Source organism: Spirosoma sp. KNUC1025 (assembly GCF_045160025.1).
Lineage (GTDB): Bacteria > Bacteroidota > Bacteroidia > Cytophagales > Spirosomataceae > Spirosoma.
On record NZ_CP087139.1, the window covers coordinates 2,547,938 to 2,566,680 of the forward strand.

The 18,743-nt window shown below is 49.5% G+C and carries 11 protein-coding genes and 1 pseudogene; 6 read left to right on the forward strand and 6 right to left on the reverse strand.

Features of this window, described 5'->3' with window-relative positions; genetic code table 11:
- Window positions 1-154: 154 nt before the first annotated feature.
- The 4 genes from LN737_RS11055 (at window position 155) to LN737_RS11070 (ending at window position 6,581) form a co-directional block, all read left to right on the forward strand.
- Window positions 155-1,849, forward strand: coding sequence for a lipopolysaccharide assembly protein LapB (locus LN737_RS11055; protein ID WP_405518799.1), 1,695 nt, complete (start codon window positions 155-157; stop codon window positions 1,847-1,849).
- 113 nt (window positions 1,850-1,962) lie between these two features.
- Entirely contained in the window at window positions 1,963-2,898 is a 936-nt protein-coding gene (locus tag LN737_RS11060) for an NADP-dependent oxidoreductase (RefSeq protein WP_405518801.1), read from the forward strand.
- Window positions 2,899-3,189: 291 nt separating this feature from the next.
- On the forward strand, window positions 3,190-5,550 hold the full coding sequence (locus LN737_RS11065; RefSeq protein WP_405518803.1) for a TonB-dependent receptor domain-containing protein: 2,361 nt from the start codon (window positions 3,190-3,192) through the stop codon (window positions 5,548-5,550).
- On the forward strand, window positions 5,550-6,581 hold the full coding sequence (locus tag LN737_RS11070) for a DUF4249 domain-containing protein (protein ID WP_405518805.1): 1,032 nt from the start codon (window positions 5,550-5,552) through the stop codon (window positions 6,579-6,581). The genes LN737_RS11065 and LN737_RS11070 overlap by 1 nt, the downstream gene beginning before the upstream one ends.
- 171 nt (window positions 6,582-6,752) lie before the next feature.
- Here LN737_RS11070 and LN737_RS11075 read toward each other — a convergent pair whose 3' ends face one another.
- From LN737_RS11075 to LN737_RS11085, 3 genes are all read right to left on the reverse strand, one after another.
- Window positions 6,753-8,495, reverse strand: coding sequence for a RagB/SusD family nutrient uptake outer membrane protein (locus LN737_RS11075; RefSeq protein WP_405518806.1), 1,743 nt, complete (start codon window positions 8,493-8,495; stop codon window positions 6,753-6,755).
- Window positions 8,496-8,573: 78 nt separating this feature from the next.
- Window positions 8,574-11,864, reverse strand: coding sequence for a TonB-dependent receptor (locus tag LN737_RS11080; RefSeq protein WP_405518808.1), 3,291 nt, complete (start codon window positions 11,862-11,864; stop codon window positions 8,574-8,576).
- A gap of 498 nt (window positions 11,865-12,362) precedes the next feature.
- Complete coding sequence (locus tag LN737_RS11085; protein WP_405518810.1) at window positions 12,363-12,683, reverse strand: hypothetical protein; 321 nt, start codon at window positions 12,681-12,683, stop codon at window positions 12,363-12,365.
- 125 nt (window positions 12,684-12,808) lie between these two features.
- Here LN737_RS11085 and LN737_RS11090 point away from each other — a divergent pair, with 125 nt between their 5' ends.
- Window positions 12,809-12,937 (forward strand): hypothetical protein, encoded by a 129-nt coding sequence (locus LN737_RS11090; RefSeq protein ID WP_405518811.1) that lies wholly within the window; start codon window positions 12,809-12,811, stop codon window positions 12,935-12,937.
- A gap of 148 nt (window positions 12,938-13,085) precedes the next feature.
- Here the strand turns inward: LN737_RS11090 and LN737_RS11095 are convergent, their stop codons facing one another.
- The 3 genes and pseudogenes from LN737_RS11095 to recQ form a co-directional block, all read right to left on the reverse strand.
- Window positions 13,086-14,333 carry a lytic transglycosylase domain-containing protein gene (locus tag LN737_RS11095; protein WP_405518813.1) on the reverse strand — a complete coding sequence of 416 codons (1,248 nt, stop codon included), beginning with the start codon at window positions 14,331-14,333 and terminating at the stop codon, window positions 13,086-13,088.
- A 177-nt stretch (window positions 14,334-14,510) separates the two neighbouring features.
- Window positions 14,511-15,575 (reverse strand): lytic transglycosylase domain-containing protein, encoded by a 1,065-nt coding sequence (locus tag LN737_RS11100; RefSeq protein WP_405518814.1) that lies wholly within the window; start codon window positions 15,573-15,575, stop codon window positions 14,511-14,513.
- 182 nt (window positions 15,576-15,757) lie between these two features.
- Window positions 15,758-17,888, reverse strand: a pseudogene (gene recQ / locus LN737_RS11105) (DNA helicase RecQ).
- A gap of 206 nt (window positions 17,889-18,094) precedes the next feature.
- Here recQ and LN737_RS11110 point away from each other — a divergent pair.
- Window positions 18,095-18,664 (forward strand): hypothetical protein, encoded by a 570-nt coding sequence (locus tag LN737_RS11110; RefSeq protein ID WP_405518816.1) that lies wholly within the window; start codon window positions 18,095-18,097, stop codon window positions 18,662-18,664.
- The last annotated feature ends 79 nt before the right edge of the window (window positions 18,665-18,743 follow it).

Consider the following 18,743-nt stretch of genomic DNA (forward strand, 5'->3'; position numbering starts at 1 on the left):
ATCACTAACAACGTTTAACAGTCGAAGACGAAGACGAATGCCATTACTTAGAGTAATGGCATTCGTCTTCGTCTTCGACTGTTAAACGCCATCGCTGACAACGCCTAAAACTAATACACTAACACTGAGCCAACTCCTTATAAAAAATACGGATATGAAAAACGTTCTGCTGATTTTGATCGTACCGTTTCTTTTCGCGATCCTATCTGTTTCTGACTTCATTCACCCCATTGCGGAAAAAAACGCCGACATCGTACTATGCGGAGCTGACGCTGAGGCTTATGTAAAACCGATGGAAAATGGGAAGTTTATGATTCCGCTGCCTGGTTGGGGGAATTACTCGTACAAGGTTTCTACGGCTAAAGACAGTGCTCAGTTTTATTTCGATCAGGGTCTGACCATGTATTACAGCTATCACATGAAGGAGTCCATGGCTTCGTTTAAAGAAGCGGCCCGTATTGATTCTAGCTGTGCAATGGCCTGGTGGGGGCAGGCGCTGGCAGGTGGACCGTATTACAATGCGGCTCATACGTACAAGGTTCCTGCCGATATGGCCGTCATTCTGGCAAGTATGAACAAAGCGATTTCTTCTGCCAGTCCGAAGGAAAAAAGAATGATACAAGCCATGAACGCCCGGTATTCTTCTGATCCTGCCGATGCAGAACGGAAAAAACTCAATCAGGCGTATGCATCAGCAACCCGCGAACTACTGGCTGAATTTGACGATCCGGATATTAAAATGCTGTATGTCGATGCCGTTATGTTGATGCATGCCTGGGATTTCTGGAATAGCGACGGTACGCCTAAAGCCTGGACTCCTGAGGTTGTCGAAATCAGCGAAAGTGTACTTAAAGCGCAGCCCAACCATCCGGCCGCCCTTCACTATCACATCCACCTGACCGAAGCGTCCAAACATCCGGAAGTGGCTTTGCCCAATGCAGATAAACTCAAAACCCTGCTTCCCGGTGTGGCACATATGGTACACATGTCGAGTCATGAATACCAGCGTAATGGTCTTTTTCCGCAGGGGGTAGCCGTCAATGATAAGGCAGACGACAACCTGCTGCACTATGATTCACTCGTGGCACATCTGGGCTTGATGAAACATTCACCCCACTATTTCGCGGTGCAAACGTACTGCGCCCTGACAGGAGGAATGTACGAAACCGGTCTGCGCGACGCGTTACGTTGCCGGAAATCGGTGGCGCCGGTAGCTGCGAATTCGTATGACCAGTACCTGTATATGCTTCCGTCGCTAACCCTGGTTAGACTTGGAAAATGGAATGAAGTACTGGCAACGGAAAAACCGAATGACGACTGGGCGTATGCGTCATTGCTGGACCATTTTTCAAGAGGTATGGCCTTAGTGGGCACTGGAAAGACAACGGAAGCGCAAAAAGAACTTCAACTGCTTCGCGACCGATTAAAGGACCCAATTCTTGAAAAACGGCGTATTCCGTTCAATGCCCAGTTGCCGGTTGCCCAAATTGCTGATTATATTTTGAACGCTTCCATTCTTTTCGCTGATAAAAAACAGGACCAGGCTGTAGCGAATCTCCAGAAAGCCATTGCTATTGAAGATCAACTGGTGTATACGGAGCCTGCCGACTGGCCACTACCTGCCCGGCAGTTTTTAGGAGCTTATTTGCTGAAGATGAGTAAATGGAAAGAAGCTGAGGAGGTGTACCGTCAGGATCTGGTTCATAATCCACGGAACGGCTGGTCATTGGTTGGACTTTACAACGCGCTGAAAAAACAAGGGTCCAGCGCTGAGCTGAAACAAATTGAAGCTGGCTACAAATCCGCATTTGCCAAGGCTGAGCAGATTCCTGTTGCTTCCGTTTATTGAAACGGTTACCTGTCAAATCAGATTCTCTGAGGTTTGCCGGATCGTCTTGCGAAAAGCGGTTGGGCTCATGCCTTTATATTTTTTGAACGTGCGGTGCAGACCGCAGTAAACTCATGAAAGCAATTATCCTTGACGGTTTTGGCGGGGTTGAACACCTTATCATGACCGAATTACCAACCCCTGTTCCGGCCGAAAACGACGTATTGGTACAGGTGAAAGCCATCAGTATTAATCCGGTAGATGTAAAAACACGTGCCGGTAAAGGGGCGTCCGGTCGATTGAAAGACGAAAAACCAATTATTCTGGGATGGGATATTTCGGGGATCGTTACGGAGTCAAAATCACCGCTGTTCTCCATCGGCGACGAGGTGTTTGGTATGGTTAATTTTCCAGGACATGGGAAAGCCTATGCCGAATACGTAGTGTCTCCCGCAAGCCATCTGGGATTGAAGCCCGCATCTATTTCTCATACCGAGGCTGCTGCGGCAAGTCTGGCTGCACTCACGGCCTGGCAGGCCATTGTATCCCATGCTGGCGTGCAGGCGGGCCAGCGGGTATTGGTCCATGCGGCTGCCGGTGGAGTAGGGCATTTTGCGGTGCAGATAGCCAAACAGTTGGGTGCTTACGTGATCGGTACGTCGTCTGCGGCCAACAGGGAATTCGTTCTGTCGTTAGGAGCCGATGAACACATCGACTATAAAGCTCAAACCTTGGCGGAAGCCACGCACGCCATCGACTTTGTACTGGACGCCATTGGTGGCGATACGATCGACGAGTCGCTGGACGTACTAAAACCCGGCGGAACGATCATCAGTATTCCATCTGGCCGTAACGAAGCCGTAAAGGAAAAAGCCGAAGCCAAAGGTGCCAATGGCTATCCGATCATGGTACATTCCAGTGGCGAAGACATGAAAAAACTGGCCGATCTATTGGAAAAGGGCACGGTTAAAGCTCATGTATCGCAAACCTTTGCTTTCGATCAGATGGGGCAGGCACATCTGCAAATTGAAACCGGAAAAACACAGGGCAAAATAGCGGTTCTGCCGTAAATCGGTTTCCTGTAGCCTTTGTGGTGTCAGGTTCTCAAACCTGACACATAGGTTTTGAGAAACCTGTTTGTGTCGGTTTTTAAGAGCCTGACACCACGGGGAACATGGGACACCACGAGCAACACAGTATCTATGAAAACAACAGCAAAAACAAACTAACCGGCGGCTTTTGTAGAATTTAGCTGGTATAGATGTCTGATACACATTAAAAAAAGCCCGGACGTAACATCCGGGCTTTTTTGTTTTTGTACCTTACGGTTCAATTAATAGACTATTCCATTACTTGACATTATGAAGCTACGGCTATTGGTACTTTTTCTTTTCACTTCTTATGCGTTTTCCTCATCTGTACTGGCCCAGCAACGTCTTCGATTGAGTGTTTTGGTACGTGATGGTGTCACCAAAAAGCCGATTCCGGGGGCCAGTTTGCTTATTGCCGAGACTAAGATGGGCGCTCGGGCCGATAGCACCGGGCTTATTTCCCTGAATCACCCACCCGGTGTTCTGACCATGTACGTCTCGGCGTTGGGGTACTTTCGAGGGCGCGAGACCGTTACGCTGAACTTCGCCAAACGGGTTGAGTATTTTCTCCAGCCCCGCTCTACGGATCTGGAAGAAGTGGACGTACGAGCCGCCCGTGAGGACAAAAACATCAAATCGGTTCAGATGGGCGAGATTCAGCTGAGCATGCCCGAACTTAAACGGATGCCTGTTGTACTCGGTGAGCCGGATATTCTGAAGGCGCTCGCCCTTCAGGCAGGGGTGACTACAGCGGGTGAGGGGGCAGGCGGCTTCAACGTACGGGGAGGCCGCGCTGATCAGAACCTGGTACTGGTCGATGGAGCTCCTTTGTTTAATACGTCGCACCTGCTCGGTTTTTACACCAACATAAATCCTGATCTGGTGCAGGACGTAAGCCTCAATAAAGGCGCCTATTCGGCGCAGTATGGTGGCCGGGTGTCCTCGCTTCTGTTGATGAGCACGCGTAATGGCAACAAAGACGGCTGGCGTGTTTCGGGTGGCCTGAGTCCGGTGAGTGTTCGGGCAGTCGTTGATGGACCGATTACGAAAAAGCTAACCCTTATTGCCGGAGGACGTATTGCCTTCCCCAATTATCTGTTACGTTTGTTCCCGACCGAAAGCGTTAAAAACAGCCGGGCCTTTTTCTACGACGGGAATCTGAAACTAACCTATACGCCCGATGAACGTAACACCATCTCGCTGTCGGCTTACCGCAGTCAGGATAGTTTTCAGTTTCCGGGCGATACGCTCTATGGCTGGAAATCGGACGTATTGACCGGTCGCTGGAGCTATCTTATTCGCCCCAATCTGCAACTGAATCTGACGGCTCTTTACAGCGGTTATCACCTCAATGTCGATGGAATAAAGCCCAGTCTGACGTTTCGGTTCACGTCGCATATCGAACAGCGTGAAGGCAAAGCCGATGTGTATTATACGCTACGGCAGAAATACAAAATTCATGCGGGCGTCAATGCCATACTCTACAACATTCAGACAGGTGATGTTGAGCCTACGGGCGAGAATTCAAGTATCAACGCCCGGCGAATTACGCCGGAACGGGGCCGGGAGCTAGGCGTATATGTAAACACTGAGTGGGAGCTAACGCCAGCCATTACGTTGATGGCTGGTTTACGGTATTCAGCCTATTCGTTTTTGGGACCGCAAACGGTTTATCAGTATGCCGAAAATTTACCCATATCGCCCGAAACCGTTACTGATTCAGTTCGTTACGGCAGCGGTCAGGTTATCCATCAGTACGGCGGTCTTGAACCCCGACTGGCGCTACGGGTGCAAGTAGCTAAAAATACGGCTATCAAAGCCAGTGCGGGGCGGTCGCGTCAGTACGTCAATCTTATTTCGAACACAACCGCAATTACACCCCTGGATTTCTGGAAACTGAGCGATCAGTACGTTCCTCCTCAAATTGCCGATCAGGTATCGCTGGGCTTATTTCAGAACCTTCAGGAAAATGCGTTTGAACTAAGTATTGAAGGGTATTACAAACGCCTTCAAAATCAGATCGAGTACCGTTATGGCGCTAACCTGATTCTGAATCCGACACTTGAAACGGCCCTCCTGCGGGCAGACGGTCGCGCATACGGGGTTGAATTTGGTGTCAGCAAAAACAAGGGACGTTTGACGGGGCAGTTCAATTATACCTACGCTCGCTCGCTGATTGCTGTGCAGACGCCATTCGATGAACTACGTATCAACGAGGGCAAATACTATCCCGCCTATATTGACCGGCCCCATACACTCAATATACAGGCTCGCTGGAATATGTCGCACAACTGGGTGTTCTCAACCAATTTTGTGTACTACACGGGCGTTCCGGCAACGTACCCTGATGGGCAGTACACGTACAATAACGAACCCGTGCAGGATTATTCCCAACGTAACGCCGACCGTATTCCTGATTACCACCGGCTGGATGTGGCTTTCTCGAAAGATACCCGTTTTAATAAAGCACAAAAGCGATACGGAATCTGGACGCTGGGTATTTACAACGTCTACGCGCACAAGAATCCGTACTCCATCTATTTCACGCGTTATAATCAGCGAACAGAATCCTACCGGCTCTCTGTCTTTGGCACCATGATTCCGTCTATAGCCTATAATTTTTATTTTTAATGCGTCAGTTTATAGTTTATACCCTCACTCTTCTTGCGTTGGCGGCCTGTATTGATCAGGTTCAACTGCCTGTACGTACCGAAGAACCCCGTTTGGTAGTTGAAGGTCAGATTACCAATGAAGCGCCCCCATATAGTGTTCGATTGACGTATACCGGAAAATATAGCGGTGCCGATGGGCAAAACCCGGCTAATCAATACGTAGAGAGTGCCCAGGTTGTTGTTGGTGACGATCAGGGGAGATCGGCCCGATTCGTATCGCTTGGACAGGGTATTTATCAAACAACGGATACGACCTTTCGGGGGCAGATTGGCCGGACGTATAGTTTGTCGATCGCGCTGGCAGACGGTAAGCGGTACGCATCGAAACCAGAAACCATGCCCGATGTACCAGCTATTGATAGTGTTTCGGCAGTAGTACAGCAAAGTCCTAGTCTGACAAAGCCATTTGTCGTTGAATACGGGGTTAATACGCTAGATCCGGCTGGTGAGAAAAATTATTACCGCTGGACAGCTTACGGGATAACAACCCGTCTTTCTGTAGGCGTACCGTGTAGCCTGGGTAATCCAAATATGTGCAATTATCGCTGCTGGACAACGGTGACGAACGACCTTGTGAATATATACAGCGATGAGGATATAAATGGAAATGCCATTCGGAACCGAGCTGTGTTGCAGGTTCCAGTTTACAATCTGGGTCCGCAACTGATGGAAGTATTGCAGTACGGTATAACGCAGGCTAATTACCAGTTTCTAAAACTTTATCAGCAACAAAACGCTCGTACGGGCAGCATCTTCGACCCGCTACCAGCGCCTGTGGTTGGTAACGTAACAAACGTCAGCAATACAGCGGATGTAGCCCGTGGCTATTTCGCTGTTACGTCCCTTACGCGCAAGCGGTTCCGCCAGCAGACGTATAGCGCTTCTTTTTACGGAGCACTGACCAGCTTTATTGCCAGTCAGCTCATACCACCGGGCGACTGTCGGAATACGTACGGAAACGTTCCCGTTACGGAGCCGGAGGGTTGGTAAATAACATGGTCCAGGCAATAAACAAATCGCCTGGACCATGCTGACTTAATTAATAAACGTTGAGTCGCTTTTTCTTTTTTAGGTCTGGTTAACTAAAAGACTTAATAAACATGATTCGTGTCAGGTGGTGCAGATTTCTCAATCTGCACCACCTGACACGAATCATGTTTATTAATACCCTGGGTTCTGGGCCAGAATGTCTTTACCCTGATAATCAATCTGCGTCTGCGGAATGGGCAGATACTCATCTCTACCAGCCGTAAACTTAGCCCCCGTGTAGCCGACCGGTAGTTTCTGACCTTCGTACATAACAAAATCGTTGAGCGTTTGGGCAGCTATACCCCACCGAACCAGATCGAAAAACCGGTGACCCTCGCCCGATAGCTCCAGTTTGCGTTCAAACCGAACGGCTGTAGTGGCGGTGGTTTTGTCTGTCCAGGCAGTTGTATAATTACTGATCACGTAATTTGCTGCATTGGTACCCGATGCTGTTTTCACCCAATTTGCAGAATTGGCCGCGCGTGTCCGAACCATGTTTACGTATTCACGTGCTTTTTCCAGACTCCCGGCCTCAATCTCGCACTCAGCCGCCATCAGTAATACGTCGGCGAAGCGGATAAAATTGACGTTCATGGCTGGGTAACCGTCAGTCCAGGAGCTACCATCGGTCAGCACTTTGTCCTGCGATTTGTAGAAAATAAACTTCTTCGGCGAATAAGGGCCGGCAAAACCCTGATCCCGAATCCAGTCCTGACCGGGGTGAACCTGCCAATCCAGATACGGAATCCCCCGACGGCCAATCGACCAGTCCAGGCGAGGATCAACCGGGTTAGCATCTGGCGTGAAAGCAGCGCTTGAGGCAATCCCCTGATCCGTTTTTAACTGATTCGCGCCTGTGTTGTAGGAGCCATCCAGTAAGGGCAGCCCACTGGCTGAGGTGCGAAACGAGTTGGCCAGTTCGAAACTGGGCGCAAAGAATCCGCAGCAACCTGCCGGTCCGTTCGATCCCGTATTATATGGGAAATTCAGGTTCAGGTTAGGGTTTGCGTTATCCGAGCTACCGGTATTTGCGGCTGCCTGATCAGCAAAAACGGACTCTGAATTCGTTTCCGTTGCGGCATTGAAAATATCGGTATAATTCGCTACCAGCGCATATTTGGTACCGTTCGGGGTCGTGCCGCTGGCGATTACCTGATCGAACAAAGTTTTTGCATCGGTATATTTCTTCTGATACAGATACGTTTTCGCCAGATAAGAAGCAGCCGCCCATTTATTTGCTCGTCCCGAAGCACTTTGCGTACCGGGCAGATTGTCCATGGCAAACTTAAAATCGGCCTCAATTTTGGGCCATAAGTCCGCATCATTTTTCACTTTGTCAACGCCTGTACTATAATCAACCGTTTCGTCGACGTAGGGTGCTTTGTTGAATAAACGCTTGAGCCAGAAATAGTAATGACCTCTCAGGAAACGGGCTTCGCCGGTAATGCGGGCCTTGTCTGCATCCGTTACGTCTGACGTAGCTAATGGCAGCATCCGAAGAACCATGTTGCACCGGCTGATGCCTTCGTACAGCGCCGACCATTTCTGGTTAAGCTCAGCATTGGTCGGAATCATCAGGTACGTCTGGAAGGGCGTCAAGGCATTAAAATCGCCGGAGTTGGAGCCTTTGTTTGCTTCACCGCCCGAAATACTGCCCCGTGTCCAGTCGAGGGAAGCGGCAGCCTGGTCATAGCCCCGGCCGTTTAATTCGGCATAGGCTGACACCAATAGCCCATCCAGCCCCGCGCGGTTGGTTAACTGCGAACTGGATGAGGCTCCCGTGGGGGGTGTTTCCAGAAAACTTTTCTGACAGGCGAAGGTAATGAGCGTAAACATCGCCGTTATGACTACGCTGTTTATAACTGGTTTTTTCATGGTGCAATTCCTAATTTATTAGCGGAAATTGAGATTGTTGAAAACCGCCCGAGCATGTCCGTCGGTCGATAGGGTCGTTTAAAAACCGAAGCTTAAACCGACGTTATAGCCACGTTGAATCGGGTAGTTGCCGATGTCGATACCAAAGTTTGTATCAGCCGATCCACCAACCGCTGGGTCTAAGCCTGTATACTTCGTGATGGTAAACAGGTTCGTAGCTGAGAGCGATAACCGGAGCCGGTTCAGGTTGATCTTGTTAAGAACCACAGCCGGGAACGTGTAACCAAGCGTCAGATACTGCATCCGGGCATACGAGCCGTTCTCTACGTAATACGAGATGGTCTGCGTCTGGGTGCTAAAGTTTGACGCCGATTCGTAGATGGGGATGGTCGTGTTGGTATGCGTTGGCAGCCAGGAATCTTTAACCCGAGCACTCACCGCTCCACCCGTAAACGACTGGTAGAAATCCGTGAACCAGCGCTGGTTGTTGAAGATCTGGTTGCCCAGCGACGCATAAACGTTCGTGTTCAAATCAAACCCTTTGTACTTCAGCGTCAGCGTAATACTGCCGGTTACTTTTGGAATTGGGCTTCCCAGATATGTCCGGTCATCGTCATTGATCTTGTTATCTCCGTTTGTATCCTGGAACCGGAAACGACCTGGTGCCGCGCCATCCTGCGTGGGTGCAGCCGCCACCTCTTCTTTGGTATTGAACAGGCCAATCACTTTATAGCCGTAGAATGACGAAAGCTCATGACCTGGCTCGTTCCGCACAACCGGTGTACTCAACCGCGTGCCACCGCCTGTAAAATAAGGCACTGTTGGGGCAATGGCCGTAATCTTATTGTCCAGGAAGCTGGCAATGCCCGTCACTTCGTAGCTCAGGTCACCCGCAATGTTTCCTCTGGTGGTAACCAGCAGGTCAATTCCCTGGTTACGCATACCCGCTACGTTTACGTAAGGCGCGTTGGCTCGCGCACCCACCACGGCTGGAAGAGCCAGCGGGTAAAGCAGATCTTTGGTGTCTTTCCGCCAGAAATCAAGAACAACTTCCAGTTTGTTGTTGAAGAAAGCTCCGTCAATCCCAATGTTGGACGTAATGCTGGTTTCCCACTTGGCCGATGGGTTACCAATCTGACTCCGGTAGAAACCGGCGGCAATGGAGTTGTTGGTACTGTTGATATCGAATCCATTACCCGCATCGGAAGCAAAGAGGTTGTACTGGTTAGTCGAATTCAGGTAGTTGGAGTTACCCATCGATCCGTAGCCTCCCCGAATTTTCAGGTCCGACAGCCAGGGTAGGTTTTTCATGAATTCTTCCGACGAGAGCCGCCAGGCAACCGAAGCCGCCGGGAACACCCCAAAGCGGAAAGCTGGTGCAAATTGAGACGAACCATCTCGACGAACGACCCCCGTTACGATATACTTATCGTTGTAGATGTAGCGAGCCTGAGCAAATAACGAGTAGAACCGGTTTCCTAAGCTATAGCCACTGTTCACCTGACGTGTAGCACCGGGTGTTGTCGTGCTGATGGTTACGTAATTGGGGTCCGTTGAAAAGGGATTCTGACCCGAGCCGGAAATGTTACGTCCTGCGCCTGTGTTCAACGCTTCGATACCAACGATGGCATCCACATCATGAATTCCGAACTTCTGCTTGAAGTGAGCCGTATTGGTAAAGGTCCAGGCTAAGCCATAGCCAGCGCCTTCGCTATAGGTATACGTTGTGTTGTTCTCCGAGTTCTCGTACTGAATCCGGCCGTAGCTGTTGTAGTAGTTGGTAAAGTACGTACCGCCGATGCTGCTCCGGAATGTTAGCGACGGAAGTATATCGTATTCCAGATAGGCATTACCAAATCCTAAAATGTTGAAGTTGCTGTTGTTGGCATTAGCCGCACGGTCGGCCACGGCGTTGTGCGGGTTGTTGAAGCCAGGAGCCGCTGTGCCTGCATAGCCGCCAAAGGAGTTATAGACCGGAATGATTGGTGCCGTACGGAACGCCGTCAGAACTTCGTTTTCATCCGACGAAGAAGACGCATTATTGTTGGTACCATTGCCCAACTGGTTCCCTACACCGCCTAAAATGCCTTTTGTTTTGATGTAAGCCAACTGGAAATTTTCGCCAACACGCAGTTTCTTGGTTACGTCAAATTCGGTATTTGTCCGGAAGGTATAACGGGTATAGTCGTTGAAAATAACGATACCCGCCTGTTGCTGCATGCCTAAAGCAACGTAGTAGCGACTGGATTCCGTACCGCCAGAGAAGCCGAAGTTATGACGCATCAGTGGCGCTACCCGCGTAATGGCGCCATACCAGTCGGTCCCTGCTTTGTTGGCCGGAATTACGTTGTAGATCGCGCCATTAGCCGGGTTCACATTGTATTTCAGAGCTTCGGCTGCCAGATCAACCTGGGAAGCTGATAGGCCCGCCCGATTGCCGACCAACAGATAATCAGGCAGTACGGGAGTTGGCCCCGTACCGTACTGATTGCTGGCAATACCCGTGAAACTGTCCGGGCCAATAGGCGTACCGGCCTGATACAGATCATTCTTACGTGCCTGCCACGCCCAATCGGCCTGCTCCTGCGGGTTCAAAATTTTGTAGCCATGACCCGGGTCGGTTACTCCGTAAAGCCCATCATAGCTGACGCTGAGTTTCTGTTGCCGCCGTTTCCCCTGCTTCGTGGTGATGACAATAACGCCAGAAGCTGCCCGAGCCCCATAGATCGAAGCAGCAGCCGCATCTTTCAGTACAGTGGTCGTTTCGATGTCGTCTGGTGAAATAAAGGATGTGGTTTGGGTAGGTACCCCATCCACAACATAGAGAGGCTGATTACCCCCAAACGAGCCAAACCCCCGCACCCGAACCTGGCTACTGGTTCCGGGCTGACCGTTGGTAATAACCGTTACGCCCGAAACACGCCCCTGCAGTTGCTGCTCAACGTTGGTCGAGGGAACCACTTTCAGCTGGGCCGGTTTGACGGTGGCAACAGCTCCGGTTACGTCGCGACGGTTTTCTGTGGAATACCCCGTCACAACCACTTCACTCAGGGCAGTGGCATCATCTTCGAGTTTGATCTCAATCGACGAACGATTACCGACAGCAATTTCCTGAGTTTTAAACCCGATGGCCGAAATCACCAGGGTAGGATCAGCGCCACGGACGTTGAGCGAGAAATTACCACTGGCGTCGGAGGAGGTTCCCGTCTGGGTTCCTTTTAGTACAATGTTGGCGCCCGGAACGGGGCCATCGCTACCTGAAACTGTTCCCGTCAAACGACGGTCCTGGGCAGAAGCACTTAGACTCCATAGCAGTATTGCTGCACCCAAAAAAGCGGCCTGCAGAAATCTGTAGAACGTTGCTTTCATGAAAATTAGGTTGGTTAAAAAAATTGACTGAACGCGTCAATATTATATGCCAGAAATAATATTTCAAAATGGAATAGTACTAATACTTTTTTGGGCTTATAGATTAAAAAATATAAAAAATAAAATAGTGAAATTAAATCCGAATTAAATTGCTGATTATTAATAGGTTACAACTAAAATTATGTTGATAAAATTATATAAAATATCAATAAAATAATTGATGAATATAATTGGTTTTTAATATTCACAATTATGTTTTTTTTGGAAAAAATTGCCTGTTATTATGGATCATATTGTAAAATATAATTTACAAAAAAGTTATTTTTTTAAGTATAATTACTGAATAATTGCATGTAAAATTTATTGGTATTTATACTTAAAAAAATTACCATATTCAGTAGATATTTTTGGGGCTTCGTAAGTAAAAAAGGCCATACCGAACGCAGTACGTTTCGGTATGGCCAAAGCTGAGGACGCCAAAAAAATTAAGTACCAGGCTTATAGTGTCTTTCCACCCGGCCGTTTGATTTGACTGCGGGAGTGAGCACTCGAAGCTGAGTCACTGATAATAGGATCTGAAAGTATTGCCGTCTCTGGTCGGCAACGCTGACAGTACGTTGGTTCTACGCCCAAGCCCTGACCAATACTCTGAGCAGCTTCAAGGGCAAGTTCAAGGCTTAGGTACCCGCCCCGCCATCGACCGGTTATGTAGCCAAGTTTGCCGGGCTGCATACCTTTCCCCTGTTTACAAAAACGGCATTCCCCCCGATGAAGCGTTACTTTGGGATTCGGGTAGTAGGCATAAAAATAAAAAGGCATGACCTTAATCGGTTAAAGACTATAACGTTGATACATGAATTCAAAAGCATTCTCCAGCCATTCTACGTGAACAACAGGTCACGGGCTAACCGACTGGACAACATGACGAATGTTGCCAACCAACGATGGAGTACGAAAAAAAGATGTCGAATGACGGATTTAAGGGGGCGAATCAGGCATTTGAGGTGTCGAAACTAACCCGGCCTGGCAATGATGTGAACACCTGGTCGTCTGTCAACCGTACCGTAGATTAACGTTGATTAAAGCGGTCGGCACTTTTTGATACAAAATTAACGTAATGAGCAGCCACAAGAGGGCGAAGCTAGCCTTCGTATAGAAGGCTTTTTCGGTAACAGGATGTAGTCAATAATGCCCGAAGTTATGCACCCAACCGACGATGAATTACAGTTTCCACTGAACCACCCAGCCTGGTTTAAGAACTTTTGGCCGGGGAATTCCCGCTAAGCCAGTGGCCGGGTTTATGGCCATCAATGTAAGTGAAATACTCGCTTTCGTTTGCGAAGAAATGGCTTTAGTAGCCCGCAGGAACAGATTTCCCTGCGTATCGATATCATCGACAACAGCATAGATCAAATCACCGGCTTTGAGTTCATCCTCACCGATCTGGATGTCTTCTGTTAACGAGAATGCCCAGCTTTGTCCGATTTTCAACGTACCGGCTTTTACTAGCCGCGCTGCTACGTCGCCAGCGAAAACGGGAGTAGAAGAAGGGCTGTTCCTGAGTAATTCCGTCAACAGACTATCGATCACGACGGCTTCACTACGTACTGGAGTTGAGGATCCATTCAGGGGCTCAATCGGAACGCCCAAAGGCTCGGGCTCGTCATCCTGAAGCCAACCCATACGCCGGGCCTGCTGACGTTCCAGCTCATAGTCGTTTCCAGCCGACGCCAGTAGCATGCCCATTGAGCCTAATCCGTACGATGGATTGGTAAATAACTCTTTCATGGCCAGAATTCGGTACAGATAATAGCCTGTTTCCGGGTTCATCGCCATAGCGTAATAATCGCGGTGCCCTACCTTGCTGATCTTACGCTGCACCATACCGACACCGCCATTGTAAGCGGCCGCTACCAGTGTCCAGGAGCCGAGTTTATGATACAGGAATTTCAGATACTTGCAGGCCGCTTCGGTAGACTTGCGGAGGTCGGTGCGTTCGTCATTACCATCTGCAATCGACAGGCCCATATCCTGCGCTGTATCGTCCATAAATTGCCAGTAACCAACGGCACCGGCTGATGAGACAGCGTTTGCCTGCCAGGCACTTTCAATGAGTGGCAGATACTTAAAATCGTTGGGGATATTGTGTTTATGAAGTATTGGCTCGATGACCGCAAAGAAGGGTGCTGAGCGAGCTTTGAGACCATTCAAATGATTGATATAGCCCGAACTGCTGGCCAGCGCAAAGGCAAGTTTAGCCGATACGTCTCCCTGCGCCGTAGGCACCATTTCGCCACAAAAATGAAGCGACTGCAGTTGTAAACCTTGTGATGATACCCGCGGTCTGGCAACAGCAAAGCGTACGGATTTTGCTTTGGTGGAGGTGCCCTTTTTTTGTGCTGAAACCGGATGACCAAGAATTAAGGCGCCCGAAAGCAGCAGAACCGTGTATTGTGCAACAACTTTCAAAATAATGAGCCGTTTGTTGACCCCATAGACAACGAATGGATACCGGGGTTTAGTTCAGAGAAGTGAGTAACCGGTTTTTGACCTGGTGTTTATTGTTTACGATACTACGTTTAGCGAAGCCGGCACATCAAAGACTTTGTGTGTCAGCTTCGCTAAATGTAGTATCGTAAACGGATTCTATAACCAGTCCCAGAAATGAAGTGGGTGAGTGGAATCTCCTTTTTCCCGGTTCAGAAACCGTGGTCGACGGAAGCGAAGAACGACCAGCCCCATCATTAGTTTCCGGATCGGGAAATGGGTCCCCTGTTTTTCCAGACTCGCATCTGATGCACTGACAGGCGTTTCTAAAGAAGCGGCCTGAGCAATCAATTGCTGTGTATCTGAAGGGGTTTTTGTTAAAATCGTATTCGGGCGTGGTCCCCAGAAAGGCGTGGCATTCTCATCGTCGACTAACTCAACGGTAGGGGCATCCTTAATCTTTTTGGGAAGCGCCAGCGGTTTGTTCCAGCTCGGTAATGGCTTAATCAACTGGGCCATGGTTGCACCGTTGAGCACCATTGCATACTGGCGTGGATTAGTGAGCAGTTCTTTGAACGCAAGAATGCGAAACAGGTAATGGCTGGTTTCCCGATGCAACCGGAGCCGGTAATAATTGGAGTGCCCCTGCTGGTCCATTTTATGGCGAACATGAGTAATGCCGCCATTATAGGCCGCAGCCACCAGCGTCCAGGAGCCGAGCTGCCGATAAAGCTGGTGCAGGTGTCGGCATACCGCAACGGTTGCCTTGGGCAGATTGTAGCGTTCGTCGACTTTGTCATTCACTGTCAGGCCGAGTTCACGCGCTGTTCCGGGCATGAGCTGCCAGTAACCGGATGCGCCTTTGTAGGATACGCTGTTGTTTTCCAGCGCACTTTCGGCTAATGGCATGAACCGAAAATCGCGGGGAATTTTGTACTTGCGAAGGATCGGATCAATGACGTGAAAGAAGGTGGATGCTTTCGTACGAAGGTCAACGAGGAACTCCTCTTGTGCGCCATAACTACGTACTGTTTGCATCCATCGACGCCCTACGCGAGGTTCATCAACGGGGACTTCTTCGCCACAAAAATAAATTGGAAACAGGTGTCTGGTCGAGTCGGCAACTAGTAATTCGGGTGTGTTCAGACCTTTTGACAACGGAAGTGACCGGCTCGGATCGACCCCGATTAGCGGAAGGCCGAGGGCCGGTTTGAGGGCGGCCATGAGCAGAGAAAAACTAACTTCTTTAATCAAAATAACATTCGTTCTAGTGAGACATTAAGACAGCAAAACCCGCACAGAAGTAACGGGTTGTCCAAAATGATAATACGAATGTAATTGATAATCTGCTATATAGCAAATAGTTAGTCTAAGAATTATCCAATGAGCCTTGAGCTGGCTCGAATTTATTGACCAATTAAACCGGCCACAATTGTTAGTTTTCCGTAGTCGTAACGACCGCCCAAATACTCAAAAACAGGCTTTAAACGCCCTTCTTCGATCCCTACGGTGAGCACCGCTTTTTCAATTTCCTGGCGTTCAATCGGGTCGATGAGCGACACTAAATCGATGTCGTACCCAGACCGGGAAAGTTGCACTAAATGACCGGCAACCGAGCCCGTTGTTAACTGCCGCTGGGCGGCAATCTGCTCAAGCGTCAGTCCGTCGTTGTATAAATCAAGTGTCACTAGCTGAGTCGAACCTTTGGGCTTTTCACCCGCCTGTACCCGCCCCCGAACGTAGCCGACAATCACCTCCAGAAACTGCTTGCCAAAGAGCTGTAACTTCCGTTCGCCCACCCCACTGACGTTACGTAACGCGTCGGGCGTGACCGGACGCTGACGAGCCATGTCTTCGAGTGTTGTGTCCGTAAAAATAACGTAAGGTGGTACGTTCTGCTCATCGGCCAGTTGTTTCCGAAGCACCCGCAACCGTTCGAACAGATCGTCGCGCTGGGTTTCGGTTTTAGTCCGGGTTTTCTCAACAACAGGTTTTGGCGCATCGTCGGGCCGGACGAGATCAATTTTACGGCCGCCGTACAACACCTGGTCGGCCAAAATGCCCCGACGTAATGCATAATGCTGATCGTACGCAATTTCGATAACCCCGATATTGATCAGCTGATGAAGGTAATTTCGCCAGTCTTCAAAGCGAAGGTCGCGCCCGGCACCATACGTTTTTATCTGATCATACCCCCCTGCAACACCTGCTGACTGCGGGAACCGCGCAAAATATCGATCAGGAGGTTCATAGGCACCCGCTCGCCCGTACGTACTATAGCCGACAGGGCTTTCTGAGCCAGAACGGTGCCGTCGAACGTAACGCGCGGATCACGACAAACGTCGCAGTTGCCACAGGGCTCCGACAGCTCTTCTGAAAAGTACGACAGCAGAATCTGGCGACGGCAGGTATGGGCATCGGCATACTGCTGCATCCGTTCCAGTTTAGCTAACTGAAGCCCCAGGTTCGCCGGGCTATTTTCGGACAGCATTTCCTTGTAGGTCGCTACGTCCGCAAAACTGTAAAACAGCACCGTTTGTGCAGCCGCGCCATCACGACCTGCCCGCCCAATTTCCTGATAAAAGCTTTCAATATTTTTGGGCATGTTGTAATGAATCACCCAGCGCACGTTCGACTTGTCGATGCCCATACCAAAGGCAATTGTGGCACACATAATCCGTACGTCGTCCCGAAGGAAAGCCTCCTGCGTGCGTGACCGGTCTTCAGGGTCCATTTTGGCATGATAGAAAGCGGCCTTGAAGCCTTTCTCCTGCAATTTGGCGGAAAGCGATTCCGTCGATTTACGGCTCAGGCAATAAATAATGCCCGACGTATCGGGTTTTTGCTGCAACAGCTTCATAATCTGCTGAAGGCGATTCTGGCCGGGCAGCACCTGCAAACTCAGGTTGGTTCTGTTGAATGAAGATACAAAGACGGCCGGGTCGTTCATGCCGAGCCGCGTAGCGATATCCTGCCGGGTCAGCTTATCGGCGGTGGCTGTGAGGGCAATGGTCGGTACGTTAGGAAATTGCTCTTTCAGTACGTGCAGTTGCGTATACTCCGGGCGGAAGTCATGCCCCCACGATGAAATACAGTGCGCTTCGTCGATCGCAAACAACGAAACGTTGGATCGTCGGAGAAAATTAAAAAACGACTCGGTCAGTAACTTTTCGGGCGAGACGTAAAGAAGTTTGAGCTTGCCGCTGATGCAGTCATCTTCAACATCGCGCTGTTCGCGGGCCGTCTGCGTACTGTTATAAAAAGCCGCCGAAATCCCGTTCATATGCAGCGCTCCCACCTGATCTTTCATCAGGGCGATCAGGGGTGAAACAACCACCGTGAGTCCTGGAAGCATCAGCGCCGGAATCTGAAAACAGACCGATTTGCCGCCCCCGTAGGCATGAGTACAACCGTATCGCGTCCGCTCAAAATAGACTGGATAATCGCTTCCTGCATGGGGCGGAAGCGGTCGTAGCCATAATAACGTTTGAGATAATCAGCGGGTTGCTGGGTACTTTGTAAGGGCGAAACGATCATTGATTGCTGGCTGTGCCGAGTGATAAATTTTGTAGTAGTAAGACGTAGTTATGGTTACCTGGTTACGCCGTGCCGAACGTCCATCTATCTATCAAATTTAAGAATATTTTAAGTGATTTCCAGTAGGCGATACGTGATTTTATCCTCAACTTTCCGTCTTAAGAACAAACAATTTGCTGATTATCTAACAACTAAATTCGACTATCATGAAAAAGACCCTTTCTGCCTTTTGCCTCTTGCTTGGCCTGTTTATCGCTATCGATGGTATAGCTCAGGATGATAAACCGGCAAAAGACAAAGCCAAAAAAGAAATGAAGGAAGCTGATAAATCGGCTAAAGATGCAGCGAAAGCGGAAAAAAAAGCCGCCAAGGAAGCTACGAAAGCAACCAAAGCTGAGGCAAAAAGTACGGCCGATGCAGCCGTTGATCCTGCGAAACAGACTGCAATCAATGACCGGATGGCGGCTGCACGGGCGGCTAAGGCAGCTAAAAAAGCGGCTAAAGAGGGAACCGCAGACGCTACTACAACGGACGACAAAGCTTCAAAGAAAGCGGATAAAATGGCCGATAATACGGGTCTCAAAGATGATAAGATGAGTAAGTCATCGAAAGGGGCGGTGAAAGAGGAAAAAGCCACGCCTGCCGACTACAAAGCGCCGGTAGATGCATCCATGAAAGGGCCTAATGGCGAGAAAGTTATGACTGGTCCACGGGGCGGCAAATACTACATCAATAAAAACGGAAATAAGACGTATCTGAGCAGTATAAAAGGATAAACAGTAACGGAGTCCACAAAACGACCCGCTGTCAGCTTTTGATGGCGGGTCGTTTTTGTATTGACGAAATTGGCAGATG